Source organism: Citrobacter telavivensis, from assembly GCA_009363175.1.
In the GTDB taxonomy this organism is placed as follows: Bacteria; Pseudomonadota; Gammaproteobacteria; order Enterobacterales; family Enterobacteriaceae; genus Citrobacter_A; species Citrobacter_A telavivensis.
Window position 1 is genome coordinate 3,540,524 of record CP045205.1, and the last position, 24,982, is coordinate 3,565,505.

37 protein-coding genes and 1 pseudogene are annotated in these 24,982 nt (G+C 49.5%); 3 read left to right on the forward strand and 35 right to left on the reverse strand.

The features are described 5' to 3' along the window. The 3 genes from GBC03_19230 to GBC03_19240 are packed head-to-tail and all read right to left on the reverse strand — an operon-like array spanning position 1 to position 4,085. Positions 1-585 (reverse strand): hypothetical protein, encoded by a 585-nt coding sequence (locus tag GBC03_19230; GenBank protein ID QFS72186.1) that lies wholly within the window; start codon positions 583-585, stop codon positions 1-3. Then, on the reverse strand, positions 585-1,178 hold the full coding sequence (locus tag GBC03_19235; GenBank protein QFS72187.1) for a hypothetical protein: 594 nt from the start codon (positions 1,176-1,178) through the stop codon (positions 585-587). Before GBC03_19235 ends, GBC03_19230 begins: the two co-directional genes overlap by 1 nt. Positions 1,179-1,181: 3 nt before the next feature. Continuing rightward, entirely contained in the window at positions 1,182-4,085 is a 2,904-nt protein-coding gene (locus GBC03_19240; protein QFS72188.1) for a phage tail tape measure protein, read from the reverse strand. Between the two features lie 170 nt (positions 4,086-4,255). Here GBC03_19240 and GBC03_19245 point away from each other — a divergent pair, with 170 nt between their 5' ends. Further along, positions 4,256-4,765, forward strand: coding sequence for a hypothetical protein (locus tag GBC03_19245; GenBank protein QFS72189.1), 510 nt, complete (start codon positions 4,256-4,258; stop codon positions 4,763-4,765). Between the two features lie 198 nt (positions 4,766-4,963). Here the strand turns inward: GBC03_19245 and GBC03_19250 are convergent, their stop codons facing one another. The 15 genes and pseudogenes from GBC03_19250 to GBC03_19320 form a co-directional block, all read right to left on the reverse strand. Beyond that, entirely contained in the window at positions 4,964-5,296 is a 333-nt protein-coding gene (locus GBC03_19250) for a hypothetical protein (GenBank protein ID QFS72190.1), read from the reverse strand. Between the two features lie 90 nt (positions 5,297-5,386). After that, positions 5,387-5,635 carry a hypothetical protein gene (locus GBC03_19255; protein QFS72191.1) on the reverse strand — a complete coding sequence of 83 codons (249 nt, stop codon included), beginning with the start codon at positions 5,633-5,635 and terminating at the stop codon, positions 5,387-5,389. Between the two features lie 17 nt (positions 5,636-5,652). After that, positions 5,653-6,173: pseudogene (locus GBC03_19260) on the reverse strand (hypothetical protein). A 62-nt stretch (positions 6,174-6,235) separates the two neighbouring features. Next, the gene (locus tag GBC03_19265) at positions 6,236-7,411 is read right to left on the reverse strand and encodes an Ig domain-containing protein (protein ID QFS72192.1); all 1,176 of its coding nucleotides are present in this window, start codon (positions 7,409-7,411) and stop codon (positions 6,236-6,238) included. A 24-nt stretch (positions 7,412-7,435) separates the two neighbouring features. Further along, the gene (locus GBC03_19270) at positions 7,436-7,828 is read right to left on the reverse strand and encodes an electron transfer flavoprotein subunit beta (protein ID QFS72193.1); all 393 of its coding nucleotides are present in this window, start codon (positions 7,826-7,828) and stop codon (positions 7,436-7,438) included. Then, positions 7,825-8,205 carry an HK97 gp10 family phage protein gene (locus GBC03_19275; protein ID QFS72194.1) on the reverse strand — a complete coding sequence of 127 codons (381 nt, stop codon included), beginning with the start codon at positions 8,203-8,205 and terminating at the stop codon, positions 7,825-7,827. Before GBC03_19275 ends, GBC03_19270 begins: the two co-directional genes overlap by 4 nt. A gap of 1 nt (position 8,206) precedes the next feature. Then, positions 8,207-8,590, reverse strand: a complete 384-nt coding sequence (locus tag GBC03_19280; GenBank protein QFS72195.1) for a glutamate 5-kinase — start codon at positions 8,588-8,590, stop codon at positions 8,207-8,209. A gap of 1 nt (position 8,591) precedes the next feature. After that, entirely contained in the window at positions 8,592-9,002 is a 411-nt protein-coding gene (locus GBC03_19285) for a protein singed (GenBank protein ID QFS72196.1), read from the reverse strand. A gap of 3 nt (positions 9,003-9,005) precedes the next feature. Further along, positions 9,006-9,305, reverse strand: a complete 300-nt coding sequence (locus GBC03_19290; protein ID QFS72197.1) for a hypothetical protein — start codon at positions 9,303-9,305, stop codon at positions 9,006-9,008. A 38-nt stretch (positions 9,306-9,343) separates the two neighbouring features. Beyond that, positions 9,344-10,480 (reverse strand): P22 coat - protein 5 family protein, encoded by a 1,137-nt coding sequence (locus GBC03_19295; GenBank protein ID QFS72198.1) that lies wholly within the window; start codon positions 10,478-10,480, stop codon positions 9,344-9,346. Between the two features lie 87 nt (positions 10,481-10,567). Then, complete coding sequence (locus GBC03_19300; GenBank protein QFS72199.1) at positions 10,568-11,332, reverse strand: hypothetical protein; 765 nt, start codon at positions 11,330-11,332, stop codon at positions 10,568-10,570. A gap of 104 nt (positions 11,333-11,436) precedes the next feature. Next, positions 11,437-12,549, reverse strand: a complete 1,113-nt coding sequence (locus tag GBC03_19305) for a hypothetical protein (GenBank protein QFS72200.1) — start codon at positions 12,547-12,549, stop codon at positions 11,437-11,439. After that, positions 12,536-13,939, reverse strand: coding sequence for a DUF4055 domain-containing protein (locus tag GBC03_19310; GenBank protein QFS72201.1), 1,404 nt, complete (start codon positions 13,937-13,939; stop codon positions 12,536-12,538). Before GBC03_19310 ends, GBC03_19305 begins: the two co-directional genes overlap by 14 nt. 3 nt (positions 13,940-13,942) lie before the next feature. Continuing rightward, positions 13,943-15,514 carry a terminase gene (locus GBC03_19315; GenBank protein QFS72202.1) on the reverse strand — a complete coding sequence of 524 codons (1,572 nt, stop codon included), beginning with the start codon at positions 15,512-15,514 and terminating at the stop codon, positions 13,943-13,945. Then, the gene (locus GBC03_19320; GenBank protein ID QFS72203.1) at positions 15,511-16,083 is read right to left on the reverse strand and encodes a terminase small subunit; all 573 of its coding nucleotides are present in this window, start codon (positions 16,081-16,083) and stop codon (positions 15,511-15,513) included. Before GBC03_19320 ends, GBC03_19315 begins: the two co-directional genes overlap by 4 nt. Before the next feature lie 23 nt (positions 16,084-16,106). Between GBC03_19320 and GBC03_19325 the strand changes: the two genes are divergently transcribed. Next, the gene (locus GBC03_19325; protein ID QFS72204.1) at positions 16,107-16,565 is read left to right on the forward strand and encodes a hypothetical protein; all 459 of its coding nucleotides are present in this window, start codon (positions 16,107-16,109) and stop codon (positions 16,563-16,565) included. A 267-nt stretch (positions 16,566-16,832) separates the two neighbouring features. Here GBC03_19325 and GBC03_19330 read toward each other — a convergent pair whose 3' ends face one another. Together GBC03_19330 and GBC03_19335 are read right to left on the reverse strand one after the other, a co-directional pair. Next, entirely contained in the window at positions 16,833-17,351 is a 519-nt protein-coding gene (locus tag GBC03_19330) for a hypothetical protein (protein QFS72205.1), read from the reverse strand. 221 nt (positions 17,352-17,572) lie between these two features. Further along, positions 17,573-17,821, reverse strand: coding sequence for a Fur-regulated protein (locus GBC03_19335; GenBank protein QFS72206.1), 249 nt, complete (start codon positions 17,819-17,821; stop codon positions 17,573-17,575). Here GBC03_19335 and GBC03_19340 point away from each other — a divergent pair. Next, positions 17,820-18,416, forward strand: coding sequence for a hypothetical protein (locus tag GBC03_19340; GenBank protein ID QFS72207.1), 597 nt, complete (start codon positions 17,820-17,822; stop codon positions 18,414-18,416). The two genes, GBC03_19335 and GBC03_19340, sit on opposite strands and share 2 nt — an antisense overlap. Positions 18,417-18,536: 120 nt before the next feature. Here GBC03_19340 and GBC03_19345 read toward each other — a convergent pair whose 3' ends face one another. The 15 genes from GBC03_19345 to GBC03_19415 all read right to left on the reverse strand — a co-directional run bounded on the left by GBC03_19345 (position 18,537) and on the right by GBC03_19415 (position 24,979). After that, positions 18,537-18,992, reverse strand: a complete 456-nt coding sequence (locus tag GBC03_19345; GenBank protein QFS72208.1) for a hypothetical protein — start codon at positions 18,990-18,992, stop codon at positions 18,537-18,539. A gap of 86 nt (positions 18,993-19,078) precedes the next feature. Beyond that, positions 19,079-19,273 (reverse strand): hypothetical protein, encoded by a 195-nt coding sequence (locus GBC03_19350; GenBank protein ID QFS74068.1) that lies wholly within the window; start codon positions 19,271-19,273, stop codon positions 19,079-19,081. After that, positions 19,230-19,499 (reverse strand): hypothetical protein, encoded by a 270-nt coding sequence (locus GBC03_19355; protein ID QFS72209.1) that lies wholly within the window; start codon positions 19,497-19,499, stop codon positions 19,230-19,232. Before GBC03_19355 ends, GBC03_19350 begins: the two co-directional genes overlap by 44 nt. A 6-nt stretch (positions 19,500-19,505) precedes the next feature. Next, complete coding sequence (locus tag GBC03_19360; protein ID QFS72210.1) at positions 19,506-20,120, reverse strand: glycoside hydrolase family 19 protein; 615 nt, start codon at positions 20,118-20,120, stop codon at positions 19,506-19,508. A 156-nt stretch (positions 20,121-20,276) separates the two neighbouring features. Next, entirely contained in the window at positions 20,277-20,558 is a 282-nt protein-coding gene (locus GBC03_19365; GenBank protein ID QFS72211.1) for a phage holin family protein, read from the reverse strand. Then, entirely contained in the window at positions 20,545-20,940 is a 396-nt protein-coding gene (locus tag GBC03_19370; GenBank protein ID QFS72212.1) for a hypothetical protein, read from the reverse strand. Before GBC03_19370 ends, GBC03_19365 begins: the two co-directional genes overlap by 14 nt. A gap of 189 nt (positions 20,941-21,129) precedes the next feature. After that, complete coding sequence (gene tnpA, locus GBC03_19375) at positions 21,130-21,564, reverse strand: IS200/IS605 family transposase (protein ID QFS74069.1); 435 nt, start codon at positions 21,562-21,564, stop codon at positions 21,130-21,132. 168 nt (positions 21,565-21,732) lie between these two features. Next, a complete protein-coding gene (locus tag GBC03_19380; protein ID QFS72213.1) occupies positions 21,733-22,107 on the reverse strand; it encodes a hypothetical protein in 375 nt (124 codons plus the stop codon). A gap of 83 nt (positions 22,108-22,190) precedes the next feature. Next, positions 22,191-22,526 carry a hypothetical protein gene (locus GBC03_19385; protein QFS72214.1) on the reverse strand — a complete coding sequence of 112 codons (336 nt, stop codon included), beginning with the start codon at positions 22,524-22,526 and terminating at the stop codon, positions 22,191-22,193. A gap of 41 nt (positions 22,527-22,567) precedes the next feature. Beyond that, positions 22,568-23,107, reverse strand: a complete 540-nt coding sequence (locus GBC03_19390; GenBank protein QFS72215.1) for a hypothetical protein — start codon at positions 23,105-23,107, stop codon at positions 22,568-22,570. A gap of 95 nt (positions 23,108-23,202) precedes the next feature. Further along, positions 23,203-24,000, reverse strand: coding sequence for an antitermination protein (locus GBC03_19395; protein QFS72216.1), 798 nt, complete (start codon positions 23,998-24,000; stop codon positions 23,203-23,205). Next, entirely contained in the window at positions 23,990-24,136 is a 147-nt protein-coding gene (locus GBC03_19400) for a YlcG family protein (GenBank protein QFS72217.1), read from the reverse strand. Before GBC03_19400 ends, GBC03_19395 begins: the two co-directional genes overlap by 11 nt. Next, positions 24,133-24,489, reverse strand: coding sequence for a RusA family crossover junction endodeoxyribonuclease (locus GBC03_19405; protein QFS72218.1), 357 nt, complete (start codon positions 24,487-24,489; stop codon positions 24,133-24,135). Before GBC03_19405 ends, GBC03_19400 begins: the two co-directional genes overlap by 4 nt. Next, positions 24,486-24,776, reverse strand: a complete 291-nt coding sequence (locus tag GBC03_19410; GenBank protein ID QFS72219.1) for a DUF1364 family protein — start codon at positions 24,774-24,776, stop codon at positions 24,486-24,488. Before GBC03_19410 ends, GBC03_19405 begins: the two co-directional genes overlap by 4 nt. Before the next feature lie 2 nt (positions 24,777-24,778). Next, positions 24,779-24,979 (reverse strand): hypothetical protein, encoded by a 201-nt coding sequence (locus GBC03_19415; protein QFS72220.1) that lies wholly within the window; start codon positions 24,977-24,979, stop codon positions 24,779-24,781. Between the last annotated feature and the right edge of the window lie 3 nt (positions 24,980-24,982).

The following is a 24,982-nucleotide window of genomic DNA, read 5'->3' on the forward strand; positions in this document are numbered from 1 at the left end:
TCACTTATAAGTAAACCCAGGCGCATCCTTTTTGTTGCCCCAGAAAATGGAACGCTCAGCCATCTGCGCCACATAGCGGAATATGCGGTCGCCAGAATAAGAGGCTTGCTGTGATTCGTCGGTATAGCGATCCGGGAAAGGTCGTTGCCAGTCTTCAAAAATATTACTGATAGTGTATTGCAGGGCGTTGGTTTCCCCGGCAGTAGCCCCGGTACCCGATACTTTCCCTTTAAACAGAAGATCGGCAACCTGCACCACACCGTTATCGTTCATCGCAACCAGATAGATTTCAGCATTGCGACCAACGCAGCGTTCATTAAGTGTTTTGGCGAACAGTGACAGGTCAAGCCCGGAAAGTGTCATCTTCACCTGCGTCGGGCTGGTCGTGTTCGTCTCGGTAGCATCATCAATCGATCCCATGCGCCCCATGCCGTAATAAACATAACCACCCAGCACGATCGGGCCGGTACCGGAATGCACGTAAACAGTGCCGGATTCAAACTGAACACTGGCAGCGATCACCACTGTCACCCGGTCGCGGGAAAGCCAGTCAACCATTGCGTCAGAAAATGGGGAATACAACATTAAAACGCCTCCTCAAATTCAATAGTCATTGACGTTATCCCACCCGGTTTACGGTCAAATGCGCCCTGCAAGTTATCTGAAAGCTTGAATATCCCCCATGGTTCTCGCACCTCTACCGTACTATTTGCCGCTGGAGATGACCGCAGCATTGGGGATATAGGGATCACAGCAACACCGCTGGAATTGCTGAATACATCCTCAGTCACTTTTTTCAGTTCCGAATTTACAGTCAGGTAGTAACCGGCTTGCATCACCATTGTATTAGCCGGCCAGCCTTTAGTTGAAAGGTTACTTCCTGTTTGATTCGCATCCGTCACTAACACTGCGGCGGCAGTCGAGCCACCATCACGCCCCCAGTCGCGAATTTTCACACGTCCATATTCACCGTCCAGTGACGCCAGTACTGCCTCAATTTTTCTGGCCTGAGCGTCATCCAGAACGTCATATCCGACAGTACATTTCCACCGGGCTCCCGGAAAGCGCGCTACCTGGGATGAGCCATTGAATGGAGATCTGAATGTTTTGGTATTCGACTCGAGATACCAGTTGAGGGATGAAGGGCGAGGCCCTGGCCACTCTAATACATCAGCCATCTGTTAAACTCCTAGTAATCTCCGCCCCTGCCCACGGCTCTGAAAATCCTGAAGCATTTCCTGTCTGGCCCGTCTGGCGCCGTCGTCAGCCCCTTTTCTGGCAGCATCTTCCATTGCGCGATTCAATGCAGCGTCGCCATTTCCTGAAACATGAATCGTTTGCTGGACGATTATGTCGCCAGAGAAGCCCCCTCCCTGCGCTCCCATCATCCTGACCCCCAGATTCCCGTCAGGCGTTCGGGCAAGTGGCATAATTGCTTCCGGCCCTGCTTCACCAAATACACCAGCGCCTTTTGCGAAGGCAAAAAGTTTCGGTGAATCAAATACACCGCCAGAATATGCGCTAAGTGATGGAGAGTCATAAACCCCACCTTTAGCATTTTGTTTGAAGAAATCCAGCCCACTTGATGCACTGCCATAGGCTCCGGAAGGAGTCGATCCACCGCTGTTCGCTGAACCAAATAACGAGCCCCAAATACCTGCGCCTTGCATTGATTTGATGCCGTTTACGATCATCGCGTTCAGTAGCACTTTTTGAAGGGACTTCAGAACACTCATAGACCACTCATTCCAGTCCGCTTTACTACCGCTTAACCCATCGGCCATCGTGTCGACAAGACCACTCATCGCTCCCTGAACAACGCCAGACATCTGGGTAGAATATGTCGATGCTGTATCCATCCAGTTTCGAAACCCCTGCTCCACGCCGCCCAGCCAGTCATTGTTCATCGCGTCGAGGTTTTCATAGTGTTGTTGCATTATTGCCCTCTCGCGGCCTAACGCATCGGTCAGCATTTGTGATTTAGCGTTATACGTTTCCTCGCTCATACCTTTCGATTTATCTGCATAATCACGATCAAGTTGCTGTCGCTGAGTATTATATTTTTGTTCCAGTTGAAGCAGTTCCTGCGTCTGTTTCTGCTGCTTCTCACCCAGACCGAAACCAGAATCCTGAACAGCATAGCTGGCCCGTAAATTATCCAGTCCCATCTCAAGCGTGCTGCGATACGATGCAAGTTCCGTCGCCTCCTTCATCAGGCGGTTATTTTTCTCCTGTTGGGCATTGCGCTCCATCAATGAAGTAATTTCGTCTTTACGAAGCAGTAGCGATTTTTGTGCGGTAGTTAATTGGGATGGTGACCGTGTTTCCAGAGAGGAAAGCTGCTGACGCCATTTGATGAGTTCCTGTTCAGAAGAAGACAGTTTGTTTGTTGCTTCAGCCTGAGTAACCAGCAGGGCATTTTGCTGGTTGAGCTGATCAATCATGCGTTGCCCTGCATCTTCAGTAACGGCTTTACCTTTTGGCGCTCCTGGCGTTTTTGGGTCTTTATACATTTCATTGATGCGCGAGATATTTTTCGCGTACCGTTCCGCGCTGATTGCGCCGGCGTCCAGGAACTTTTTCTGCTGCTCAATAGCTTTATTGCGCTTATCAGCATTCGACAGGAACTGCTGGTTGACGCGATCCGCATCCTGCTGAATCTTGATGTGTTCCTGCTCTTTCCTGTTCCTGTCGTCAACCAGTCCGTTGATGAGATTCTGTGAGATCTCCTCACCTTGTAGCAAAGAGAGTTGCTTCTCCAGGTTGCTGACCAGTGTTTCCTGATCTTTGCTCCTCTGTCGTGATTGCTGCGCGCCTAATGAATCGCTCTGGCGACCATATCCGTAATTACCAGTATCTACAGAACCGCCTTTTTGCATATTTGCCAGATCACTTCTAGCGCGGTCCAGCATATCCTGAGTCTGCTGAATTTTCTGTTCAACAGATGATTCGCGACCGACATTAAGCATGGCATTCCATGCCTTTCCAGCCATTTCTCCCAGCGAATTCCACGCCCTTTCGAGTGTGCCGAGGTTTTCCTTAATCTGATTCGAGCGCTGAATTAACGATGAAGAATAGGCTTCACTGGCAACACGCGCCGCTTCCTGCTGATTCCCTTCCTCCTGAAGCGCTTTAATCTGGTTGTAAGTCGCCAGCGTCAGGAAGTGGTACTGGTCGTTAAGTTTGGAGATGGCTGCCACAGGGTCGGCGGCGATGCTGTTGAAATCACCAACTAACTGGTCTGTCGCAATTCCAGTGGCTTCGCTTGTTTTAACAACGGCAGTAGTCACCCGCTCCAGCGAATCACCGGCAACCTTTCCTGACTCTACCAGTTGATTCAGTACCGACGCTGCGGCTCCCGTGGTTGAATTTGCCGCCACACCAGCGCGCGCAGCAATGTCCGCCAGTTGCCCCGATGTTTTCCCTACCTGGTTACCCGTCAGGATAAGTGATTTATTAAAAGCATCCTGTTCCTGGCTCCCCTGGTGATAAGCCAGTCCAAGAACACCGACAGCGGCTGCCGCCAGGGTGAAAGGATTAACTAACCCAAGAATGTATCCCCCCATAGCCTTGGCTGCCGGACCAATGCCGCCGAACATGTCCTTTAACTGACCCCCTTGTTGTAACAGAACCATCAATGGTGGTTGCCCTGCCGCTAAACTTGTTACGATATCGGTCATTTGCATTGGAACAAGTCGCATGGCAAAAGCGGTCTGCTTTGCAGACATGCCAGTATTTTTCAACTGGGCGGAAAACCCGGTGAGACGGTTACGTGCCTCATCGATTTTTTTCGAATAGACATCAAAGGTCTCATCGTCCAGCATGCCTTTCGACTTGAATTTCACGAGTTGCTGCTGTTGTTTATCCAGCTTATTCAGCGCAGCGTTAACCGGGTCAATGCGGTCAAGCAGTTCCGATAATGCTGCCGATTCTTCCTCGGTGGCTTTTGTTACCTTCCCGGCGCTGGCCGCTGCTTTCTGCCCCCATTCAGTCAATCCATGTAGGGCGCTGGTCAGGCTTTCAGCATTTTTTTCTGCGCCGGTGCTATCAATAATGATGGCAAGGCGGGATGTCTGTTCTGACATTGAGATCTCCGGGCATAAAAAAGCCGCACTGTGGCGGCTACTGTCTGAATATCAGGGTGTTACTAATTTAAATACCTGGCTATGGTTGAGGTTCAGCCCGTCAGTGGTGGGACACTGGCGCACACAGGTAAAGAGGGATGGCTGATTACCTCTGTTAAGGAAAAATAAGCATGGATAAGTTTGATCGCTCAGTTCAACGAGATATCCTCATGGCTCTGTACGAAGCGGCTCCAGAAGGCATAACCCGTCAGATTAGCCAGAGTTTTGAGCAACGGTTCGGTGGGCAGCATAGCTACATCGCCAACCTGAGATACCTCGAAGGACATGGCCTGCTCACCTGCCGTATAGATCAATATATTGGCGGGGGCTATGAGATTGCCTATGACCTGATGGCGATAACCAGTAAGGGTATAGACTTCGTCCGTAATGATGGTGGATTAGGTGCCATCCTGAATGTTGTAAATGTCCGCCTTCATAGCGATACCATAAATACACTGGAATCTATTATCAGTTCGTCCGGGTTAGCGACAGAAGAGGAGAAGTCGGCAATGATTTCAACACTTCGCAAGCTTCCTGAAGATGCCATAAAACATTTGAATCTGAAATTACTGGATATGGGGTTGGCTCGCTTGCCGGACGCGTTTCACGCAATTCAAACAGCGTTGCACGGCCTCCTGTAGAAACCGGGTCTCCATCACGAATGCGAACAAATTTCCCCCACCCCAGACTCCGGCTCAGTAACACCCAAAAGTCATGGGGACATTCGGCATTGATAAAAAATCCATTTGGATGAAAGAATGCACTATATATTTTCATTATTTCTCCAACAAAAAACCCGCCTGAGCGGGTTTTCAAATAACAATTACTTAGTTTACTTATTACAATTCAAGCATGGTTAATCTGTCGTCGTAGTCACCCCAAACGGCGGAATTCAACCCAAGATACACATGATGTATTGTCATTCCAGAGGGTTGCGTCTCTGATTTGGCTACACCAATTTTTGTATGAACAAAAACAACATCATCTTTTTTGCAGTTGCAGCAACGAAATTGATATGCGTTACCTAGATGGTGGTCGATAGAGCAATTTCTTATATACTCACTGTCAGCCAGCAATGCGCTGAATTCATTCTTGTCCGCCAGGCAATGATAAATCGCACATTCGTTATCAATATTTCCCCGCTCATCTATCTGTCTTAATAGAAAACTCATTTTAATATCCTCACAATTGTGATTAAAAACTGCACAAACCATACCAATTGTAAGGGATTAAAAAAAATGGAAAGACCAGCGGTAAGATTTTTACTGGATCTTTGTCTTTGGATTCTTCTGCTCTTTAGCCCACTGCTCACGCCATGCATCATCAAGTGCGAATATCGCAGCATCAAATTCTTCTCGGTCAATGAGGACGGGGCGTGCAGAAAGAAAGCGCTCAATATCATGAAGTGAGATCGGCAACGGTGCGCCCGCCATCCCTGCATACAGACGGGAGCGGGAGATAACGGAGTAGGCGTTGAGGATTTCCCCTGTCACACCGTCAATTTCAGGCACTGGAATTGGCGGGAGTTTTAATTTCTCCCTTCGCCACCTTGCCTTTTCGCCCTTCTCCCCGCCGAACTCAATAAGCCACTTTTGCGCTTCGACGGCTTTTTTACGGTTACCTGCTTTTGCTGCTCTTTTCCCTGGGCGATGCTGGCAGCTTCAGCCAGAATTTGCCAGTAAATCGCCGGTTCCTGTTTCATAAGTGCAGCACCGCGTTCCGGCGTGTACTCAATCGGAATCTCTTCGCCATCAACAAGCTCACCGACACCCTTCCAGTCTTTTAGCAAGTAACGCGCGCAGTTGTCGATCAGCAGGTCATCGGCAGAGTCAATTTCCCCGACCACTGACAAGTTAAATTCGCTGGTTCCCACCTGGTAACTGGCATCCATCTTTCAATATGGCGGCGGATAAGCGCATTACGCGAGCGGTACTGATCGTTATCAATGCTGCTGACGAGTAGTTTCAGCCCTTCAATGGGTTTCAGGTCTTTCAGTGGTGTAAACCAGCGCTCGCCACCAATATCAATTCGTGGGGTTAAGATGATCATTAATAACTCCTGCATGAAAAAAGCCCGCGCCGCCATGCAGAGCGGAACGGGCAAGGGAAAACTTATGGTTCAGTTACGGTAATCTCGGCTGTGGCGGTGAAGCCTCGCACTTTACCGGTTATCGTTGCAGTGCCGTCGCCAACTCTGTCTACCTGGCAGGTTTTTTGGCCTGTCGATACCACCGTTGTGACAGTCGGATCTGATGACTCCCACTGCACAGCATCAGTCGCACCAGCCGGAGTAAGGCTCGCTGTCAGCGTAACGGAAGTACCGACATCACCTGATGAAGTTGCTGGCGTTACGCTGATTGCTGTGGCTGGGACGGTAACAGCGCGGGTAATCGTCGGCGACTCGTCGGCCGCAGTGATATCCAGTTGAACCTGGATAATTTCGGTGTTGCCGCCATCCGGCCAGTCACCAGCGACCTGCACTTTCGGGAAAGTGAAAGTGTACTGACCTTCGTCGTTCGCCAGCGTGAAACTGAATGGCACGGTTGCGCCGGTAAGCGTTTTGCTCCAGACCTCCCACGCGGCTTTTGACCACGACAAAGTGATCGAACCAGACGGCGTAAAGGTGGTAGGGATGTTCGCCCCGGCAAACGGTGAACCGGTGCCGATACAACGCTGCGTCTGGACGTTATTGTCGAACTGGATGTTGAAGGTATCGATACAGAAACCATCACCGCCGTCGATCCCGTTCAGGTTGATTGCTGTGACCTCTTTGAACGAGTAACGCAGTTCGCCAGCATTATCCGCAGGAGTACCGGTGATGTAACTCGTATCGTCTGCTTTTGAGTCCCAACCCAGCCCGGCGAATGTGACTGTCGCGGTAACGTCGCCATCATTCGGGACCGCCAACTGGAACACACTTACCTGCGCGCCGCGAACAATGGAGGCAATACCAACGTCCGACGCGTATGTTGCGAGTGAGAAAGAGATACGGTCATTCCCCATCGTCAGCACATTACCCGCCCACTCCGCGCCAAAACACGAAGCCAGGAAGTCATCATGCTGGCCATAGCGGAATTTTGCTCCGACATCGCCGCCAACATCGACCGTTCCCAGCGTAGCGCCCTGCGCCATTCGGGTGCCGCCGATCTCATCGTTGTCGTTGGTATTCTGGGATGGACCAACACCCCAGCTTGTACGTTTAAAAAGGTTCCACGGAATACCCGTTGGAGTCACTCCGGGAGTGATTTCGCGCACGAATGCACTAAGAACTTTGGCTCCAGATGACATCTGGTGACCTCCTGTTATTTGGCGCTAAGTCGCGCGATAAGGGATGTTGATGTTCCATTGATACCAACCATTGGCATCACCGACTTCGTATGCTGATGCTGCGAAATAGCTCAGTGCGCCGTCATCCCGGAACTCGAACAAAGAAACAATTTTGTCGGCGGCCTGAGTTATTGGTAATGAGTGAGAACCGGCGGGAACAAAAAGCTGGATAATGACAATCCCCGTTCTGTGTACAACGGGACCCGCGCCGATTTCCGTCGCGCCTGCCTGACCGGCTATGTTTGTCACACGCGCCCAAATATCCTTTCCTTTCGGGTCGAATGTCGGGTCGTTAGGGTATGTCACGTCACTTTCAGCAATAGCTGTCTGCGCCGTCATACGAGCAATGACAGCGTTACGAATTTCTGTAAGGGTCATTTGTAGGCCTGTGTTACACCGTGGAATGAGACAGCGTAGATACCTGCCGGAGCCTGCTGCGAGTGACCATTCTCCAGAGGTTCCGCGTATGGGAGGTTATTCTGAATGTAGATGACTGAATAAGGTTTTCCTTGCGCGATAACAGCGCTGCCTTGCTGAAAAGTCGCCGATCCATTTTTATCTGTTGTATCGGTGGTGCCGTATTCAGGAGAGCCAATACTCACCTGATTATTCGCACGGAAACGCCCGGTATCGACCGGAGAGCGAGAGACAATTTCATTCAGTAACTGAAGCGAGATAAAACGCAATTTTTTACCAACGTCTTCCTCAACCTGATTCATAAAAACAGAGGGGTCGATACTCCACCCGTTCGCCATATCACACCCTCCGCAACTGAATGGAATATGTCGCTTTCGCCGGATCGGTTCCTGCGATAATGACCTTGTAGCGTTGCTGTTCGCCGGTAATCAGGTCTGGTGCAGTGATGATGTGATCGACTTTTGGCTCGTCGGTAACTTCATTCGTCAGCGCGGTTAATTTCAGGTCACCTTGCAGGATATTGACGCCGTCAATGCGGTTGAGACTGTATTTCGACAGAACGCCGCGCCCGGTGTAGGTCACGGTGGTTTCACCGCCTGTTTCCGTTACCGGATCCCATCCGGTTTGGATGACGTAAGAGCCGGTGAAATCGTTGACAGCATCCGCCAGCTTGGTATCAAAGGCCTTTGCGACCTTCGTCTGAATCTTGTCACGAATCCCCACATCACCCCCTGACAAGACGAATCTGAGAAGTGTTGGCGCCGTATGGTTTGAGCATTGCCAGCGCCAGTTGCAGATCGGAATCCAGCAAAGATGTGCTGTTTGTTGCCATTTCGGCGTAGCTTTCCGACACGCTCACGCCATCGGCATCAACTGATTCGCTGGTAAGCACGCCAGAGCTGGTTTTCTGTTGATACAACCCGCCATTCGCTGCCGCCTGTGCGGCATACGCCCCAGCCTGCTTCACATCATCAGGGATAATGATTTCGTGGGTATTTTCGTCACATGGTAATTTCAGTCCAAGACCATTCATCCAAGTGTTAGCCATCAGTACCGATTTTGTTTTTTTACTGGGATCAGTCCAGTCGGCACCGAGTATCTGATCAACGTCCGCCACTATGATGTAGGTGATCATGAATCACTCCTTCATGCGCCAGCCTGCCGCCTTCCAGTTTTCGACTTCGTCAGGATGAATGTCTGCGGTGGTGGGCGCACCCGGGAATGCCGGGAAGTCAGTGAACATAGCAACCAACTGAGCACCCTGCTCCTGCTGCTCCTGCTGCTCCTGCTGCTCCTGCTGCTCCTGCTGCTCCTGCTGCTCCTGCTGCTCCTGCTGCTCCTGCTGCTCCTGCTGCTCAGAATTGTTTTTTGCCGCCAGTTCAGCAGCAAGTTTTTCCGCCGCTCGCTGAGCGCGCTGCTCTTTGGTTAGTCCAGCCATAAACCCTCCATTAAAAAGGGGCCGCAGCCCCCTGATAATTAACCCTGAATTAAGCAGCTATGCTCTGTTTTCACTGCCGCCACGCCCCATGACAGACCAACTTCGTAGCGTACCTGGCGGTACTGTCGGTACAGCGCCACCTGGTAAGTAATACCAGATACCGGATCGGTAACGTTCATCACATCATCCGCAGTGTCGCCACCCTGCGGCATTGCAGGCGTACGGGAAGCCAGAAGAAATGCGTTACGATCGAACGCCATATTTGCGGTGTAGGTACCATCAGCAGTAATAGCGGTATTATCGGCCAGCGCCTGACGTAAGCCCGGAGCAGCCAGAGTAATAGTCGTGGCAGTCGCCGCAGCAACCAGGTAGTTATTGTTGTCCCCGTCGAAAGTCACGATATCGCCGGCAGCAAAAGCACCTGTCCCGGTATCAATCGCAATCAGGATTTCGCCTTCAGCTTTTGCACCATTCACCAGATACCCGCCAGCCTGAGATGCTGCACGTTTCTTAACATGTGCAGATTCGTGGATGTTGAAACCTTCCAGACGCCCCACGATACCTTCACGCAGCAGCGCATCAGTACCGGACTCGTTCACTTTGAACAGAACAGACTGTTTACCGCGGAGATTAGCGATAGCCGAAGAACCGAGAACCATCTGCAGATCAGTTGTCGGCGAACCGTTGTCAGAGAGAACCTGGCGCGCATTTGCCGCATCTGACAAATCACCTGCAATACCGAAAGGAGCAGTACCGGCAGTGCCGACCGCACGGGAGGATGCGAAATACAAAGCCGCGAGATCTGCATCCATCTCATTAGCCAGCGCGCGAAAAGCCTGCTTAAACTGATCTGCAAGAATGGTGTTGTATGTCCCTGCAGGCCCCAACGCCAGTTGTTCCTCACCGTTCCATTTGACTGGGGCCATTTTGGATTTGGTGATTTTGACATCAACTGTACCGATCGTCTGGTCACCGTCATTTGGTGCAGTAGCCCCCGGCGTAATGTCAACAGTGGTTGCAGGTGGCGCAACCGGTGCAGTAACAGTCTGGTCCTTCGCTGCCGCATCAGATTTGGCATTGCGCGATACGGCCGGAATAAAACCGACCTGCTCGCGAGAAACGGTATCCAGAGCCGTAAAGATAGTCGGGATCAACCCGGTAAGTGTGTTAGCCATGTGTATGGATTCCTTGGAGATTTAAATATAGGGTTGGTTGAGCTATCCAGCTCTGGCACCAGCCGCCATCCGACGACTGGCAAAAAATTAATCGACGATGGTGATACCGTCTTTGAGGGTCGATTGCTGATCTGCCGGACTCAGACTGGTGAACGAGTCACGTTTCATTGTCTTCTGTCCGGAAGCATGCTGTGTTTGGCGCGAACCAGTACCCTGATTACCGCTGGCCTTCAGGATGTGGTCTTTTTGCGGGTGCTGCTCCACCAGGAATTCCAGCGCCTCATCAAAGGTCGCCAGCTCGCCCGGCTTAGAACGGGAGTAAATTTTGTTGCCAGAGCCGTCATACGCAACGACTTTGCCATCTTCAACTTTGAACGACTGACCAAAGCGGGCCTGGAGCATGTCGGACGGGATTGCGACTTTATCTGCGATGAATTTTGAGCCAGAGAACCGGCCGCCGATCATTTCCTGATAGAGCTGGCCTTCGAGGGTGGTCGCGCGCTGAGTGGCTTCATCGAGCTGAGTCTGAAACGCTTTGGTGATATCCGCTTTCACCTGGTCAACGGCACCCGCGTCGATCAGTTTTTTCTGGTCGATTTTGGTCATCATATCCAGCGCTTCGAGTGCCTTCGTCGGGTCACCGATTTTGGCAAATTTAGCCAGGCTGGCTTCGGCAGTTTCTTTGGCTTCGCGATGGGATTTAGCCTCGCCATTCAGTGCCGAGATTTTGCTGACAGCCTGAGCGGCATCGAAGCCAATTTCTTTCCCGTCGTCATGCACGTAAACCGGCAGGCCATTAGCATCGACTTCTGCGTAGTGCTTACCGTTTACTTCTACTGTCTTCAGTTTCATGTTGTTACCTTTGAGTTGGTCATCCGACCGTTGCACCGCTCACCATCCGGATTGCGGCCATAAAAAAGGCCGCCCGGAGGCAGCCTGTTGTGATTTATTGAAGATTAAAGCCCTGCATCCCTGAACGCCTGCGCGTCACGTTCACGCAACTGCGCCAGCGTCAGCCATTCGCCTTTATCGGTGTAGAACTCATCCGGCGACATACCGCCATCACGAATCAACCGGGCGCGCTTCTCGCCAACGATTTGCTTCTGGCGATCGAACGACTGGCGCGAGAACCACTCCTGATAGTTGGTATCGCCGGGCACAACACCATCCATGCTGGCGCGTTCCGCTGGCGGGATATCGCGAACATCGATACCTAACTCTTTCGCCGATTTAAGGATGAAGGTTTCAGTGGAACGGCAGCAGAAATGAATTTTTCCAGGTCCCTGCAAATACGGAACTTTATGTCCAATCGGCTTGTTATCCAGCGTGTACTTCAGGCGGTCGCGAATCCTGCACATCTGCGTCGTTCTGTTGTCCAGGGTGGAAAGCCACTGCTTACCCTTCATCAGGTCGTTATTGGCGTCAGCAAAGCTGTTACGCGCCGTCGCCGCAAGGTGCCCCACTGCCGTTTTCGCGATGCTGGCGGCATTGGCGCGACTCATCTGTAACGCGCCATCCTGATAGCCGCGATTAGCGTGACCGCGAACCTTGCGCGCTATCTGCTCGTTCGTATCTCCCAGCAAAAAACCCTGTCGAACTGCGTTACTGATGCGGTTGAGGCGATCCGCTTCGAGATTTGAGGCCCACTCACTGAGCAGTCGCCCCTGAAATGGCTGCGCCATTGCCGCAGCATAAACAGCGTCTGGAGAGATACCCACCAGCGGATGAACGTCGGTCACGAACTCCGGCAACAGCGCGTCAAAGAGACTCAACTGATACCCCGCCTCATGTTGCGCCAGGTCATTCAGTTCAGTAGACAGGCTGGAAAACATGCCGTTTATCGCAGTGCGGTTAATCTCCCGTACGCTCGCCAGTAGTGCTTCAAGACGCGTGACCGTAAAGCTATTCGGCTCTATGCCATCCATCGCCACCAGCAGGCGCGCCGTCAGTTCAGCATCACTTTCGTTGAGCAGTTTCACCATTCGACTGGCTACGCCGGTGCTGTAGCGGCTAATCCAGATAGCGTGCGCAATGGACTCGTCACGCAGTTGCTCGTTAACCGTCGCCATTATTGTTGCCTGTCAGTGTCACTGGTGGATTGTTCAGCTCGTCGATCACATCATCCGGCTTCACGTCAGGGTCGATGAATTTAAGCGCCTGGAGCACGCGAACGGCATCAACCTGGCGGATGTCGCCCCCCTGTCGCAGGGACTGAACGGCCATAGCAGCAGATGAATCGAACGTCTGAGCAGTAACATCCAGTTCGGTGCGCACATCAACATTGCCGCCATCACTTTCACCAATCCACTCAGCCATGATTTGCAGAATGTTATCAAGTGCATCCTCCAGAGAACTCGCCATGGTGTACAGTGGCGAGTTTTCCTGCATATGCTCTTCATGCGTCTGGTCGTCAGATTTTGTTGATGTGTTTTCTGCGCGCAGCAGTTTCGCACCCGCCTGGCGCATCTGATTTTCCAGATCATCCAGAGATGTTTTGCCGGATTCAATGGCAGCGCCGGTGTGCTCGGTGTATTCCATACCCTGCTTTGCGCGGTCGCTGAATTTAGTAGCGCTGGATGAGCCAATGACCAGCTCCTGATCGTCTTCCAGGCCAAAAACCGACAGAAGTGGTACACGCACCACATGAAGAATGTTGTCCTGCTCACTCTGGCTTTGCCAGTGCTTGATATTCAGCAATGCCAGATTCAACAGCGGCGGAGAACCGCGCATAAACCCGGTTTTCTTGGTGTAGAGCGTTACAAGGGTAATATCGTCGCGACTGGTTTCCCACTCTTCATAAAGAGTCCAGGTGGATTCCCCACCATCACCTTTGTTACGGCGCCAGATTTCCACTTTACGCGGCATGATGTGGCGGATCTGCTCAACTTTGGTTTGCCCGAAGTCGTCACCATCCACGACAATGACTTCTTTTACGCGTAACTCAGTGAGCACAACTTTTCCGCTGACAACCTTTGATTTCCAGCCGATCACCTGCCGAGGATTAAGCATCGTTACATACGGTCGACCACCAGCAGCCTGCTCGTCAGCTTTTGTGCGGATTTCTTCGGCGTTTGTGCGCGGGTAATCCACCAGTGCATGTGCGAGACCATACTGAAACGCCAGGCTAAAGAATTGCTGCGCCCAGACATCAAGGCGACTGCCTTCCATATCGATGTTTTCGGCATAATCTTTGATTTTTTCCGGCGTTTTTTCGCTTAACACTGTTGGCTCAGCAAATACGCGCCCGGTATTTTGCTTAATGCTTTCTTCGTAGGCCGGGAGCAGCGTCGCAACAGACAGGCGTTTCTTATAGTCCTCTTTGTCCTCGCGCGGCCAGCGAGGTAGGTAGGCTTCGCCCTGCCGGCGCATTTCCAGCGTGCCGCCCATCAGTGCATCGTTAATGTCCCACGCCTCAACCATGTCGTTATAGTCGAGGTTGGGTGTCGAAATATCTGGCATGGTTTACATCCGAAGTTTGGTGACTTTGCCGACTTTCTTCGGCGGTGAATGCAGAACTTCATAACGAGTTCCGTCCCAGTCGTGATCTTCCTGTTGCGTGTCAACGTCATCAGGGTTTTTGCTGTCGCGGACGAGTACAGGAATACGGCTTATCCAGCCACGGCAGTAATCAAAAACATAAAACGCAGGTTTTTCTGGTATCCCGGATTCCAGTTTTTTACCTTCGACAACCGCCTCCAGCATGTCGGCAAACAATGCGGCGCCATTAACGCGAGAGCCGGGCTTTTTGTTGGCCTCAACCCATTTAACGCCCTGCACTTCCATTTTCTGAGCGATTGAAAGTTCATCATCGCCAGTGTTGTAGATCGCGCTGTCGGCCGGGCCGGGAACAACCTTTTTGCAGATACCCGGCATAATGTTGAGTTGTCCCTGAGTGACGCCATCGAGTTTTATCTCATCAGGTTCGTCAACTTCCTGGCCTGTTAGCCGCTTATCAATCCACGCAACGCCTTTTGCGACGTTGGTAGATGACATGTTCAGCCCTTTATTCAGTTCGTCAGGCGGGCAACCGTACCACTCGCCAATCAGAATCAGAGACCCGGCGGGCGGGCAGAATTGACGCCCATCAGGCAGCGTCGCGACAGTGCCATCCGAACGAGCCCACCAGAGGTTAGAGAACGGTTTCGACTCCCCCCAGTCATGGGAACGGTCAACGGTCCAGCTATCCGGGATGCGGAACGGCTTGATGACGTGATGCGATGCATCCCACAGGTGGTCAAAGCGCCCTCCGCTGGTCACATCCCATGTCCCCTCTACCCACGCTTTGCGGCGGTTAGGATCTTTGATAGCCATCAGCGTCGCGATGTATTGCGGATCGAGATACGGGTTCTCTTTGAATGAGCCGTGAATCGCGACACGCGTCAGCGTCACATCCTCTTCGCGCTCAGTCTGCGGGTTAAATACCCTCTGCGTTTCTCGAATGATGGTGCCGCGAGGTGCCGGTTCAATGAAGCGCTTCTTTACCCATGTGTGGCCGATGCCAAACGGGTTAGTCGTGCTGAATGTTTCTAGGGGGATCGGCTTTAGCATGCTGCCATCCGCCAAAGGATAATTCTCCGGGCGAAACGATGAGCGTCGGCATGAGAACATCATCTCGTAAAACTCGGCTGACTGCTGCTTGGTCAGCTCGTTGAATCCGATGAACGGGAATTCCTGACCGTGATAATCCCAGTAATCACTCTCTTCTTTCCCGAAGCGAAAGAGTAGCTCTTCTCCCGTAGGCCATACCCAGCGAAGTTCTGACGCCGACGCGAGATAGCGAGCACCGTCGTTAAACAGGCGGTACATACGCTTTGACTGGGTGATGATATCGGTGAGGTTTTTATATTCGGTATCGAAGATGACGCCGCGCCAGAACGAGCCGTAACCCAAGCCAACGAGGCGACGGAATCGCGCAAGTTGTGCGGCTGTTTTTCCCGGCCCACGCGTTCCCTCATAGAGAATTTCGTTACACGGGCAACTCAATGCCAAGGATTGCGAGCCAGGCAGTGGCTTCCAGACGGCTTTGTAATTCATCCACCTAATACCTCGCCCTGCTGTTTCTGCGCCGCCTTTTCCCAGTCATCAACGTTATCGCAGGACGGGACCAGCATAATGCTGTGGGTTGCTGTGACCTTTTGTTCAACCTGCTCTTTAAACGCCTGCACCTTGATGTGCTTACCGAGCAGTTCAAGGTTCTTGACCTTATCCGGCCATTTCACCTTTTTGAGGATGGTTTCCGCCGTCTCCTCGTCGAAGTTCTGAATCGTGGTGCTGATGTCCATGCCGGTTAGCGACGTTCGCCAGGCTTTCGGCCAGAGACTGATCTGCTTCAGGCTGCCGTCGTCGTTAAGGATATCCAGTACGTCCATCTGGTCGATCTCAACCAAGCGACGAAGAACATAATCTGCATCAATACCCACATCTTTGTTGCGCTTCGCTTTGAGTTCGGCGATTCTGTTTTGGATGACAGGTTTTGACATGTTTTCGGACGCCGTGCGGTTAGCTGTCTTTACGCTGTACCCCGCCCGAATAGCCGCTTGCGTGGCGTTTAAATCGATGAGGTACTCGCGACAGAACATTTCTTGTTTGTCAGTGAGTGCCATTTAGTAAACCTCAGGAGTAAGATGTGAATTTGTACGATTTTTGCGAGCATAAATACCTACAGGGCAATCGAGAAAATTTTAATGGGATTGCAGCAAAACCAGCAAACATTGCTGGCATGATCAATTGTTTCTATAGCGTGTTTTGTACTTTCTTCACTGATCGTAAAGCATTCCCTGATGCTGAAAAGTTGCTGATGATGCCTGTGTCAACTGGGGGAATGTTCAATAAGGAGAACATGGTCGATTTGATAGCACTTGTATTTGATGTAGTCACGGAGAGAAACCATAACCCAGAACTTTGGGGAAAACATGAGGAAATTACCACCGAAATAACACATACATTCAATGTGCTTTTTCATGGAAAAATGGCTGAAGTCTATTCAGATGGAATAGGTGCAATTGATAAAATGAACAATAATTATCAAGAAGCCAAAAGTATTCTAGAAGAAGAGCTTAAACCACCATTCCAGAATCTTTATTAGTAAAAATCTATAGAATTAAATCGATGTAACACTTTCGTTGTGAGTAGTTTGTTCGTGATCCCAAGCAACTCCGCAGAGAATGCGTTGCTTATAGCGCCGCTTCTCCGCGGCTCAATCCAGAAAGGTTCTATGTTTCGCAATTAAGCGAACATGGCCTAGAAATTTTCCCTCAGTAATTGCGAGGCTCGTCATTACAAGAATTGCGCTTTGATGTATGCCTGCAAATATCCGATCTGATTTGTCACTGTGACGATTCAGATGTAGTAACTAGGTCGAGGGCTCAAAGTACATATCAATAACTAACAAAGCGTCCAACGCTGAAATGAAAAATTTCTGGTTCTGGCGACCCTGAGTGTACTCATTATACGCTTTGTAAATTCCTTCCCACAAATTTTCAACATTTGTTCCTTTGAATAAGCCTTCGCTAGCAAACCACAAGCGGGCACAGTTTTGCATCGCATCCTCAAGCTTTTCAAACTCCCGCGCATACCCTTCAAATGCTTTAATCTGTTTATCAACTAATTGTTCCCTGGCTTCACCTTGTGTTCCATACAACAAATCTCGCCCAAGCATTAGATGCCCTACGTTGATGGTTTCAGGTAACCAAAGGACAACAAACTTCATTTCAAGTAATGCCAACTTAAAATCCTTCTTGGATTTGAGAATTTCCTGGGCCTTCCAAGTACTAAGCGCAGATTTTGCGATAAGAAGCGTAGCAACGGACGCAGCGGCTGATACAGACGAAACAATCACACCGGATAGCGTAATCACATCTGAAGTAGTCATATTCAACTCCATGAAATATATAGAGGAATAATAACACTATTTTCAGTTCCATAGAATATCGAAGCCCTTCAGTGAACCTCTTCTGTAAGCCTATCCACACTCTCGCAGTAGCCACGCTCGTGCCCGTAAGTTCTCATTTTGCAAGGCTCACCACTGAAAGCTCTCTTTGTGATGCGCGTGTGATGCGCTTGGAAGAACTGCTTTGGCTGTCTGTTTTTATATCAGGATTCATTACCTGACTGTTTGCGGGTAAAGTTCGTAGTGCGCTGATCGTGCAATATGATTTTCCTTGGGAACAGATAGGTACTCTGCCCCAAAAAAATCTGAATATTTCCATCTATTCCATATCCAGCGCATTGACCATCGGGATACTGAAGGGAGATTCCATCATCTCTTAGAAAGATCACCATCTCTTTTGTTTCATTTTGCATATAGCTACCTGGAGGGTTTATGAATGCAAGGATTTTCATGGACTATTACCATGAGATTGATTTTCCATCTTTATTCGCGAGAGCAGTGGAAAGCGATGACGATGTGGGTACTACATTGCGCATTCACCTACTTTGTGAGCGCATGGCCGAAGCATGGATATGCGCATACTGTGACTGCCAAGATCTCTTTGGAAGAGATAAAAACAAACTTTTAATCGAATGTAATACTAAAATATCCATGGCGGGAAACTTGGGAATTCCCCCAGAACTTGTGAAATCACTTAAAACCATCAACTCAATGCGTAATGACCTTGCACACAACCCATCAATACAAAGCATTGCAGATTCAAGGATCCAGAGTCTGAAGGATACGCTGACTGAATATTTTAAACAGCACCCAGTGGAACCCTGCATGGAAGAATCAAAACTGGGTATTTTTAACACCGAGAATCAATTAATCGAAGAAGTTTCCTTGGATAGTGACAGTTCAAAAAACAGACTTAAGCTAATCTTGCTTTTCAGCAAGTTAATGCAGGCGTTAGTGCAATTAGTTGCCGCTAATCATAAGGGGCGTTGGGATAACCAATTTAGCCAATTCGTATACCATGTCACCATGAACGCAACAAAGAGATAAATCCAAGCCCGTTTTGTGCGGGCTGTTGCATTATCACAGGCACTCAGTGAATGCCTGCTGAAAAACCTAAACTAATGGCAACTAACCGGAGGTGGTGATGAAATCATCACGCCAAAATAATCAATCTTGCAACGTGTTAACTACGCTGCGCAGATCATTTTTAAGCTGCTTAGTTATGATTTCAATATTAGTATCGAACCAACCCGTATCCTGATCAGAAAACTCATAACCAGGTGAAATGAGCCCAAGCATACCTTTCTTAGACTCTAACGGGGAACGACCTTCCACTCCTTTCGTTATGGCAAGCACTTGATACGGAAGATAACTTAAATCCTCCTCGGTCATACCTGCTCTAGACGCCACATCAGCAACACACGTCATGATTGTGCCACTACAAACTTTTTCCTCAGTAATTGCAGTACTAATAATAACAAGACTAATTCTATCTAAATCCTTCTGGTCAATATAATTCCCTGCCATAGAATTTCTGAATGTAAGCGACATAACTTCCATCCAATGAGCGATATACTTTCTTATCTTTGCAGAAGCGATATTGCGTCTGAATTGCTTGAACATTAGATTCTCCATTTTATGAGAACTAATAGTTTAACCTAAAGATAACAAAGCCAAAAGCACAGTGGTCACATCAGCTAAAAATTCCTCTATTGCGAGGATCTACCTGATTTCTGGCAGTTCACCTGCCACGCTTTGTTATGCGCCAGGATGTCTTTCTTCGTCTGCTGCTCCAGCACATCCCAGTCGTGATCCGTTCCGTAGATGGGTTTAACCCAGTCACAGGCAGTGTCCGTTACTTCAGGTTTTGCGGGTAAATTTCTCACGCAACTCGCGGTCAACATCATCATCAGGAAGATGATTAACGGTCTGCTGTACATCCCTAGCTCCTTTTGTTGCCTCTACCCGGCGTTCTGCAACGGCTTCAGTAGCTGCTGCTCGTTCTTCGGTGCGCTGGATTGCCGCTTTGGTCTCAGCGATAGTGGTTCCGCGTGATTTCCCAAAACCAAAAGCACCTGCAATTGCTGCCAGGACAGCAACAACCAGGCCAATAATCATTTCAAGTCCCATATGACCTCACACCAATGCAGCTTTAGCTTTGGCGTAACGTTCACGCCGGTCTTTAATGCCGTTCTGTCCGCCGTTGATAATTTGCGTGACGCGTTCCACATCCCCCGAATGCAGGAGACAACCGCGTAACGTGAAATACCACGCCGCCGAACGGGCCGAATGTCGCTCTTGCGTCAAAAGTTCTGGCGTACTGACAACGTCAAGCTTCAGCGCCGAGCCACATTTGGTGTAGTTCTCACGTCCAGTGATTTGCAGCAGGCCGCGACCGCGATATTTCCAGCCATCACCCGGGCAGTTATTACCCATGCGGTCACCGTAAACCAGATTGGCAATTTGCGGCTGGTGAGCGACCTGCTTACCATCAACGCGCCCCAGTATTTCGCACTGATACGGCGTTAGTCGTTTACCGAATGTTTTCTTCAGCCCGTTTACCGAGTAGTTAAAGCTCTCTACCAGAGAGGTAAAACCAGCAGATTCATGCCCGACTTGTGCAATGAACATGGCCTGATCATTAATTGCTGTAATGCCAAACTCTTTCATTGCCGCATCGATGTGCGGAAACCAGCGCGCAGCTAATCCGGCGCTTATACCAGCCGCCTGCTGAAATTGTGATTGTTTCATGTGATTAATCCGAAATTGAGGCAGGACAAAACCCAAATCAAAGGATGTGATGTAATACCCGCGAAACAGAGTTTGACTAAAGTCGACACTCCACCTCATTAAAACAACACAAAGCCTCGAACTTTCAGGGAAGCGGAGATGTCGCGCTTCCCTTTTTTATTTCTGAAGAATGTTAATTAAGCGTGCCAGGTTCCCCCGTGCGCGAAGCACGATGGCGCAGATGACCAGATTGACGATGACCACCATCCAGTGTGATTCCTGATAGAGACCAAACAGATACCTGAACGGGATGCTGGCGTATATCAGCACAACAAAGTAGGCCAGCAAAGATATCATCGGGCGATGTCTCGCCCCGTCACGTTGATAGAACATCAGAACAAGAACGATGACCCCGCAGATTAACGCATTGATCATCGCAGAAGGATCATTTGTTACCATTGCTGGTCCCTCCTCCGCGTAAACGAGAGAGAATGCCAAACAGGCTGCCCAATTCCTGGCTGTTGACGAACGTCAGCAGCTTAATGGCAATTGCTGCAACGAGCACCGCACCCAGCGCATCGAGTGGCCTGTCACTGTATCCCGTCCATTTAGAAAAAAACGAACCAACTAGTGGAGCACCAAGAACGCCAAAGATGAAAGAAGTGATGAAGTAACCCACCAACTTAAAGCGGCTGATGTTCACCGCCGTCGCAACGTAGAATACTGCACCAGCAAAGGCGCCAAACACTACGCCGTAATCAATACCGGTTGCCAGGCCGAACATGCTGGCCCCCATCAGTCCACCAGCCGCTACAGTAGAGCCAGAAACAGGATCGGACATTTAGCCCCCTCTTATTGCTGTGAGTCCTCTCAGAAATGAGGGGAAATAGAATCAGGCTTCACGGGCTGGATTTATCAACAAAGCACGTAGTAAGTGATACCCGTGAGCCTGAAAGTAAAAGACCACCTTCTGAGAAGGTGGCTTTTGAGAATGCCCCCTGTAAGGGGGGCTATTGTCTCCTTCCGCTTACTACTCCAGCAATTCCATCTGCTGTTCATGCGTTTGTTCCGTTTTCTCCTGATGCCGCACATATCGTCTGATAATTTCCTCGTTCACACCGACCGTATCTACAAAGTAACCACGTGACCAAAAGTGGTTGCCCCATAGCTTCTTTCGTATATGTGGAAAACGATTGTAGAGCCTGATAGCACTGCGGCCTTTCAGATGCCCCATCAGAGTTGATATCGAGATTTTAGGTGGGACAATTACTACAAGATGTACATGATCTGGCTGTACATTTAATTCCAGAATCTCACAATCTTTTATACCGCAGAGTATGTAGATTGTCCTGTAAAGCTCCTTGCCTAACTTATCTCTCAGGATCCTGAAACGGTACTTGGGCGTCCAGACTATGTGGTATTTGCAACGCCAATATACATGTGATGAACTCCTGTAAAGCCACATGTCGGTTTGTCTCCTTTTACTTGTGGTGAGTAAGCAGAGATATTCCGGCATGGGCATTCTTCAGGCTATAGCCTTACAGGATCAATCACCACCTCCCCAGGAGGTGGCCTAAGATTGACAGTAAAAAAGGCCGCCTCTTGGCGACCTCTTGAATTTCATGACTAATAACTACTTTTTATTATCAATTCCTGTTAGTACGTTTTTAATACAGATAGGCATCATTCTATTTTTGAGAAAATCTCGCGCTTCAGAGTAAGGCGTATCCATTTCCTTAATCATTTTTCGACTTCCGTCAGCACCTTCAATTGATACTTTAATAAAGTCAGTTTCATCAATAGAAAAGTCAGAAAAGGCGTAGCCCTTAGCTTTGAAGGAAGCTACCTCATCGCTAACGATATTGGTAGTATTTTCATTCGTACCAGATGCCCTATCCGTTATTTTCCACTCAGTGTCGCAGAGATCCTGAGCCGCCTTCTCATGATCAACAAGAGCAGCATTTGAAGAGACGCTCCATATCAATAATATTGATAACAGATACCTCATGATTTAACCCCATGTAATTCATTGTTATTAATAAGTTATATTAATCTACATGGTAGCTTAAAACATTGATAGTCCACACAACTTCAACTATAGATGCCCCCATAAAAGGACAGGGTTGAAGGGTATTGCTGTGTAAGTTGAATTAATGCCGCAAATAAAAAAGCCTGGCAATCACCGAGGCTTAAATTGTTGCCAGTTACCGCTCCGGCGCGATCAGCAAAAGCTATCGCGGTATCAGATTGTGGTCCTGCCCATGTGAGCTTTTGCGGACGGTTGGAACATGTAGGCTCCGCAACACTCCCCGCACTTTGTCTTATTGGCGTCGGGAATCCATAAAAGAAAACCCCGCCGAAGCGAGGTTTTTTAATTCTTGTAACGTCACAGGTGTAATAACCCATCGTTGGAATCAGGTTAGCCATTTTCCGCCACAATTACAAGCACTGATGTCACATTTTGCGCATCACTTGTGGATGTATGACGCAGCCTCATAAGCTGGTTGTTGTTCTTTGATGAGCGCGTCAGCTTCTTTGGTGACAGCATCAAGCAATATTGTGTTTTCTGCTAAGTCCTTAGTTTTCTCTTCGAGCGTTAGCGTGAATAACGGATGATGCTCAGATCGATATATGACTGCAGTTGATAGCTCGATAGTTGCGTCAGACTTAAGCACCATGTTGTCAACATTGAGATCCTTGTTTTTATCTTTAGATTTCCCAGAATTAATTAAATCAATTTGCTCCTGAAATTTCTTTCTCACTTCTTCTTGGTACCCATTCACGCCGACTTCGTTAGTCAGCACCCAGTCATCGGTGAATTTTTCATCCTTAAATTTTACCTTGATGGTAATAACATTTTTTTCCTGGTAGACGTTACCCAGCTTCACTGCACCGTTTTCAAGTTCAATAACGTGCTCATCTTTCAGCTTGATGGTATCAGATACAATCAGCGCAGAGACTATTAAACAGGCACCAACGAAAAAGCCGCTAATTCCTAATATTTTCATACATAATCCTTTGCAATGGAATTATATTATTTACTAAATAATTCATAACCTTACATTATCAATAATCTTACATTTACGAATTAACGCAAGACAAATTATCTGGTCACCCATTGCAGCACCTTTTCTGCAAACGATTCTTCAATATGGCAATACTCCACCAGCCGATCGAAGAACAGTTTGAAATTTCTGCGCCAGGTTGTTTCGGTTACGCCAAGAGCCTTGAATACTTCAGTATCCTTTAACCTTGGGTAGCCACGACCAGTGCAACGGGGGCATTTTTTAAAAACAGGAAGCCCCTGCAACTCGGATTTTTTCTTATCCAGTACCTCGCCGCGGCCACGGCACCGGCATTCATTTTTTGTGTGCCCCTTTCCGTTACACGCTTTGCAGATCACCCTAACCTGCTCGCGGACGGTTTTCGCTTCCTCCCAATCTGATGGTGAGATTCCCTTCGTAACCTTTACCCACTTCGGAGGTTTCCCGTCCGGGTATGTCACTTTGTTGGTGAATATCTCAGCATCAATAAATCCGGATCCGGCGCAACTACTGCATGTCACTATGCTGGCAGCGCTTAGCGAATAATCCCGGAAAACATATCCTGCCAGTACCCGCAAGAACTCAGCGCGCTGCTGCTCTGACATTGCCTGCAGAGGCTTATTCCGGCTGGCGCGCTGAATGGCAAGTTCGTTAATGAAGGAAATAATATTATCAGGTTGCAGAACACCGGCTTTTGCCAGGTAAAGCTCTATGCCTATCGCTGATTTTGACGTTGCCAGACCCAACGCGGCCATCACATCAGTGATCGTCAGCGTATCTGCTGAAATACCGCATGGAACGGCGCCGGGCATCATGGATTTAGGCGAAAAATATTTTGGTAAGGAATCAAGCTTCATTTCGATGCTCCCGTTTTGCTTCAATGCGGATATAATTGCGAAGGATGCGGTATGCCACCGGAAAAGATCCCCGGTAACGATAAATACGAAGACGTAGCCAGCGCCAGCGAAGAGACTCAATAACTTCAGGCTTCACTTTGCCTCCTCGATGATGATCTGCCCTTTCTCGCCCCAGATTTTGGTAACCCGGCCATCCCAGACGTGACTATCTTCATCAAACACTGCATCCAACAGCGCCTTTTCCAGATTGTCTTTGTCAGGTTTCTGCTGATGTGGCTTCCCGGCGTGTCGGGCTCGCTTCTTCTTGCTCCAGCTTTGGGGCATGGGGATAACGAATGTGATGTGATAACCGGCTTCCGGTAACTTGATGCCCAGAAGACGAACCTGCGCTTTGTATGACCAGTACGCCGCTGTCGCTGGCCGTTTGTGCCACCTGTCGCGCTGAGTCATTCTGGGCTTGCCGATCGGCGTGATGTCGTAGACTGTCATGATTTTATGAGGCCCTCCTTCAACCAGATAACCTGGGTTCGGGCCATCCACTCCAGCGCACACTCCTTCGCATATTCCGCATCAACCAGATGAGTTCGGCGATCAATCTCGTCATGGCATGATGAGCGTGCGATAGTCGCGATAAGGTCAGGCGGCTTGATGCCGGTGCCACATAACCCGGCAATGCGAATATGAGCCAGCACAGATGTCTCAGGGTTACCGTTGCATACTCCCGGAATACGCACCTGACATTCCCGGCCACGCGCAGCTTTTCGAAGATTAGCCATGTTCACCCCCAGACCTTTTGTCGGAAGGTTCTCGGCGTCCGTGCCAGACGTCCGCACTCCGGCAATTTCACGCTGACCGTCCAGGTAAGGAAATCAGGATTGAGGCTTTTTTCGGTCCTGATACCGCGAGCCCGATAATCTGCAATCAGGCGATCTGCCTGCTCGGTGGTACATTCCGTGTGGTGAAAATATGAATATTTCATCAC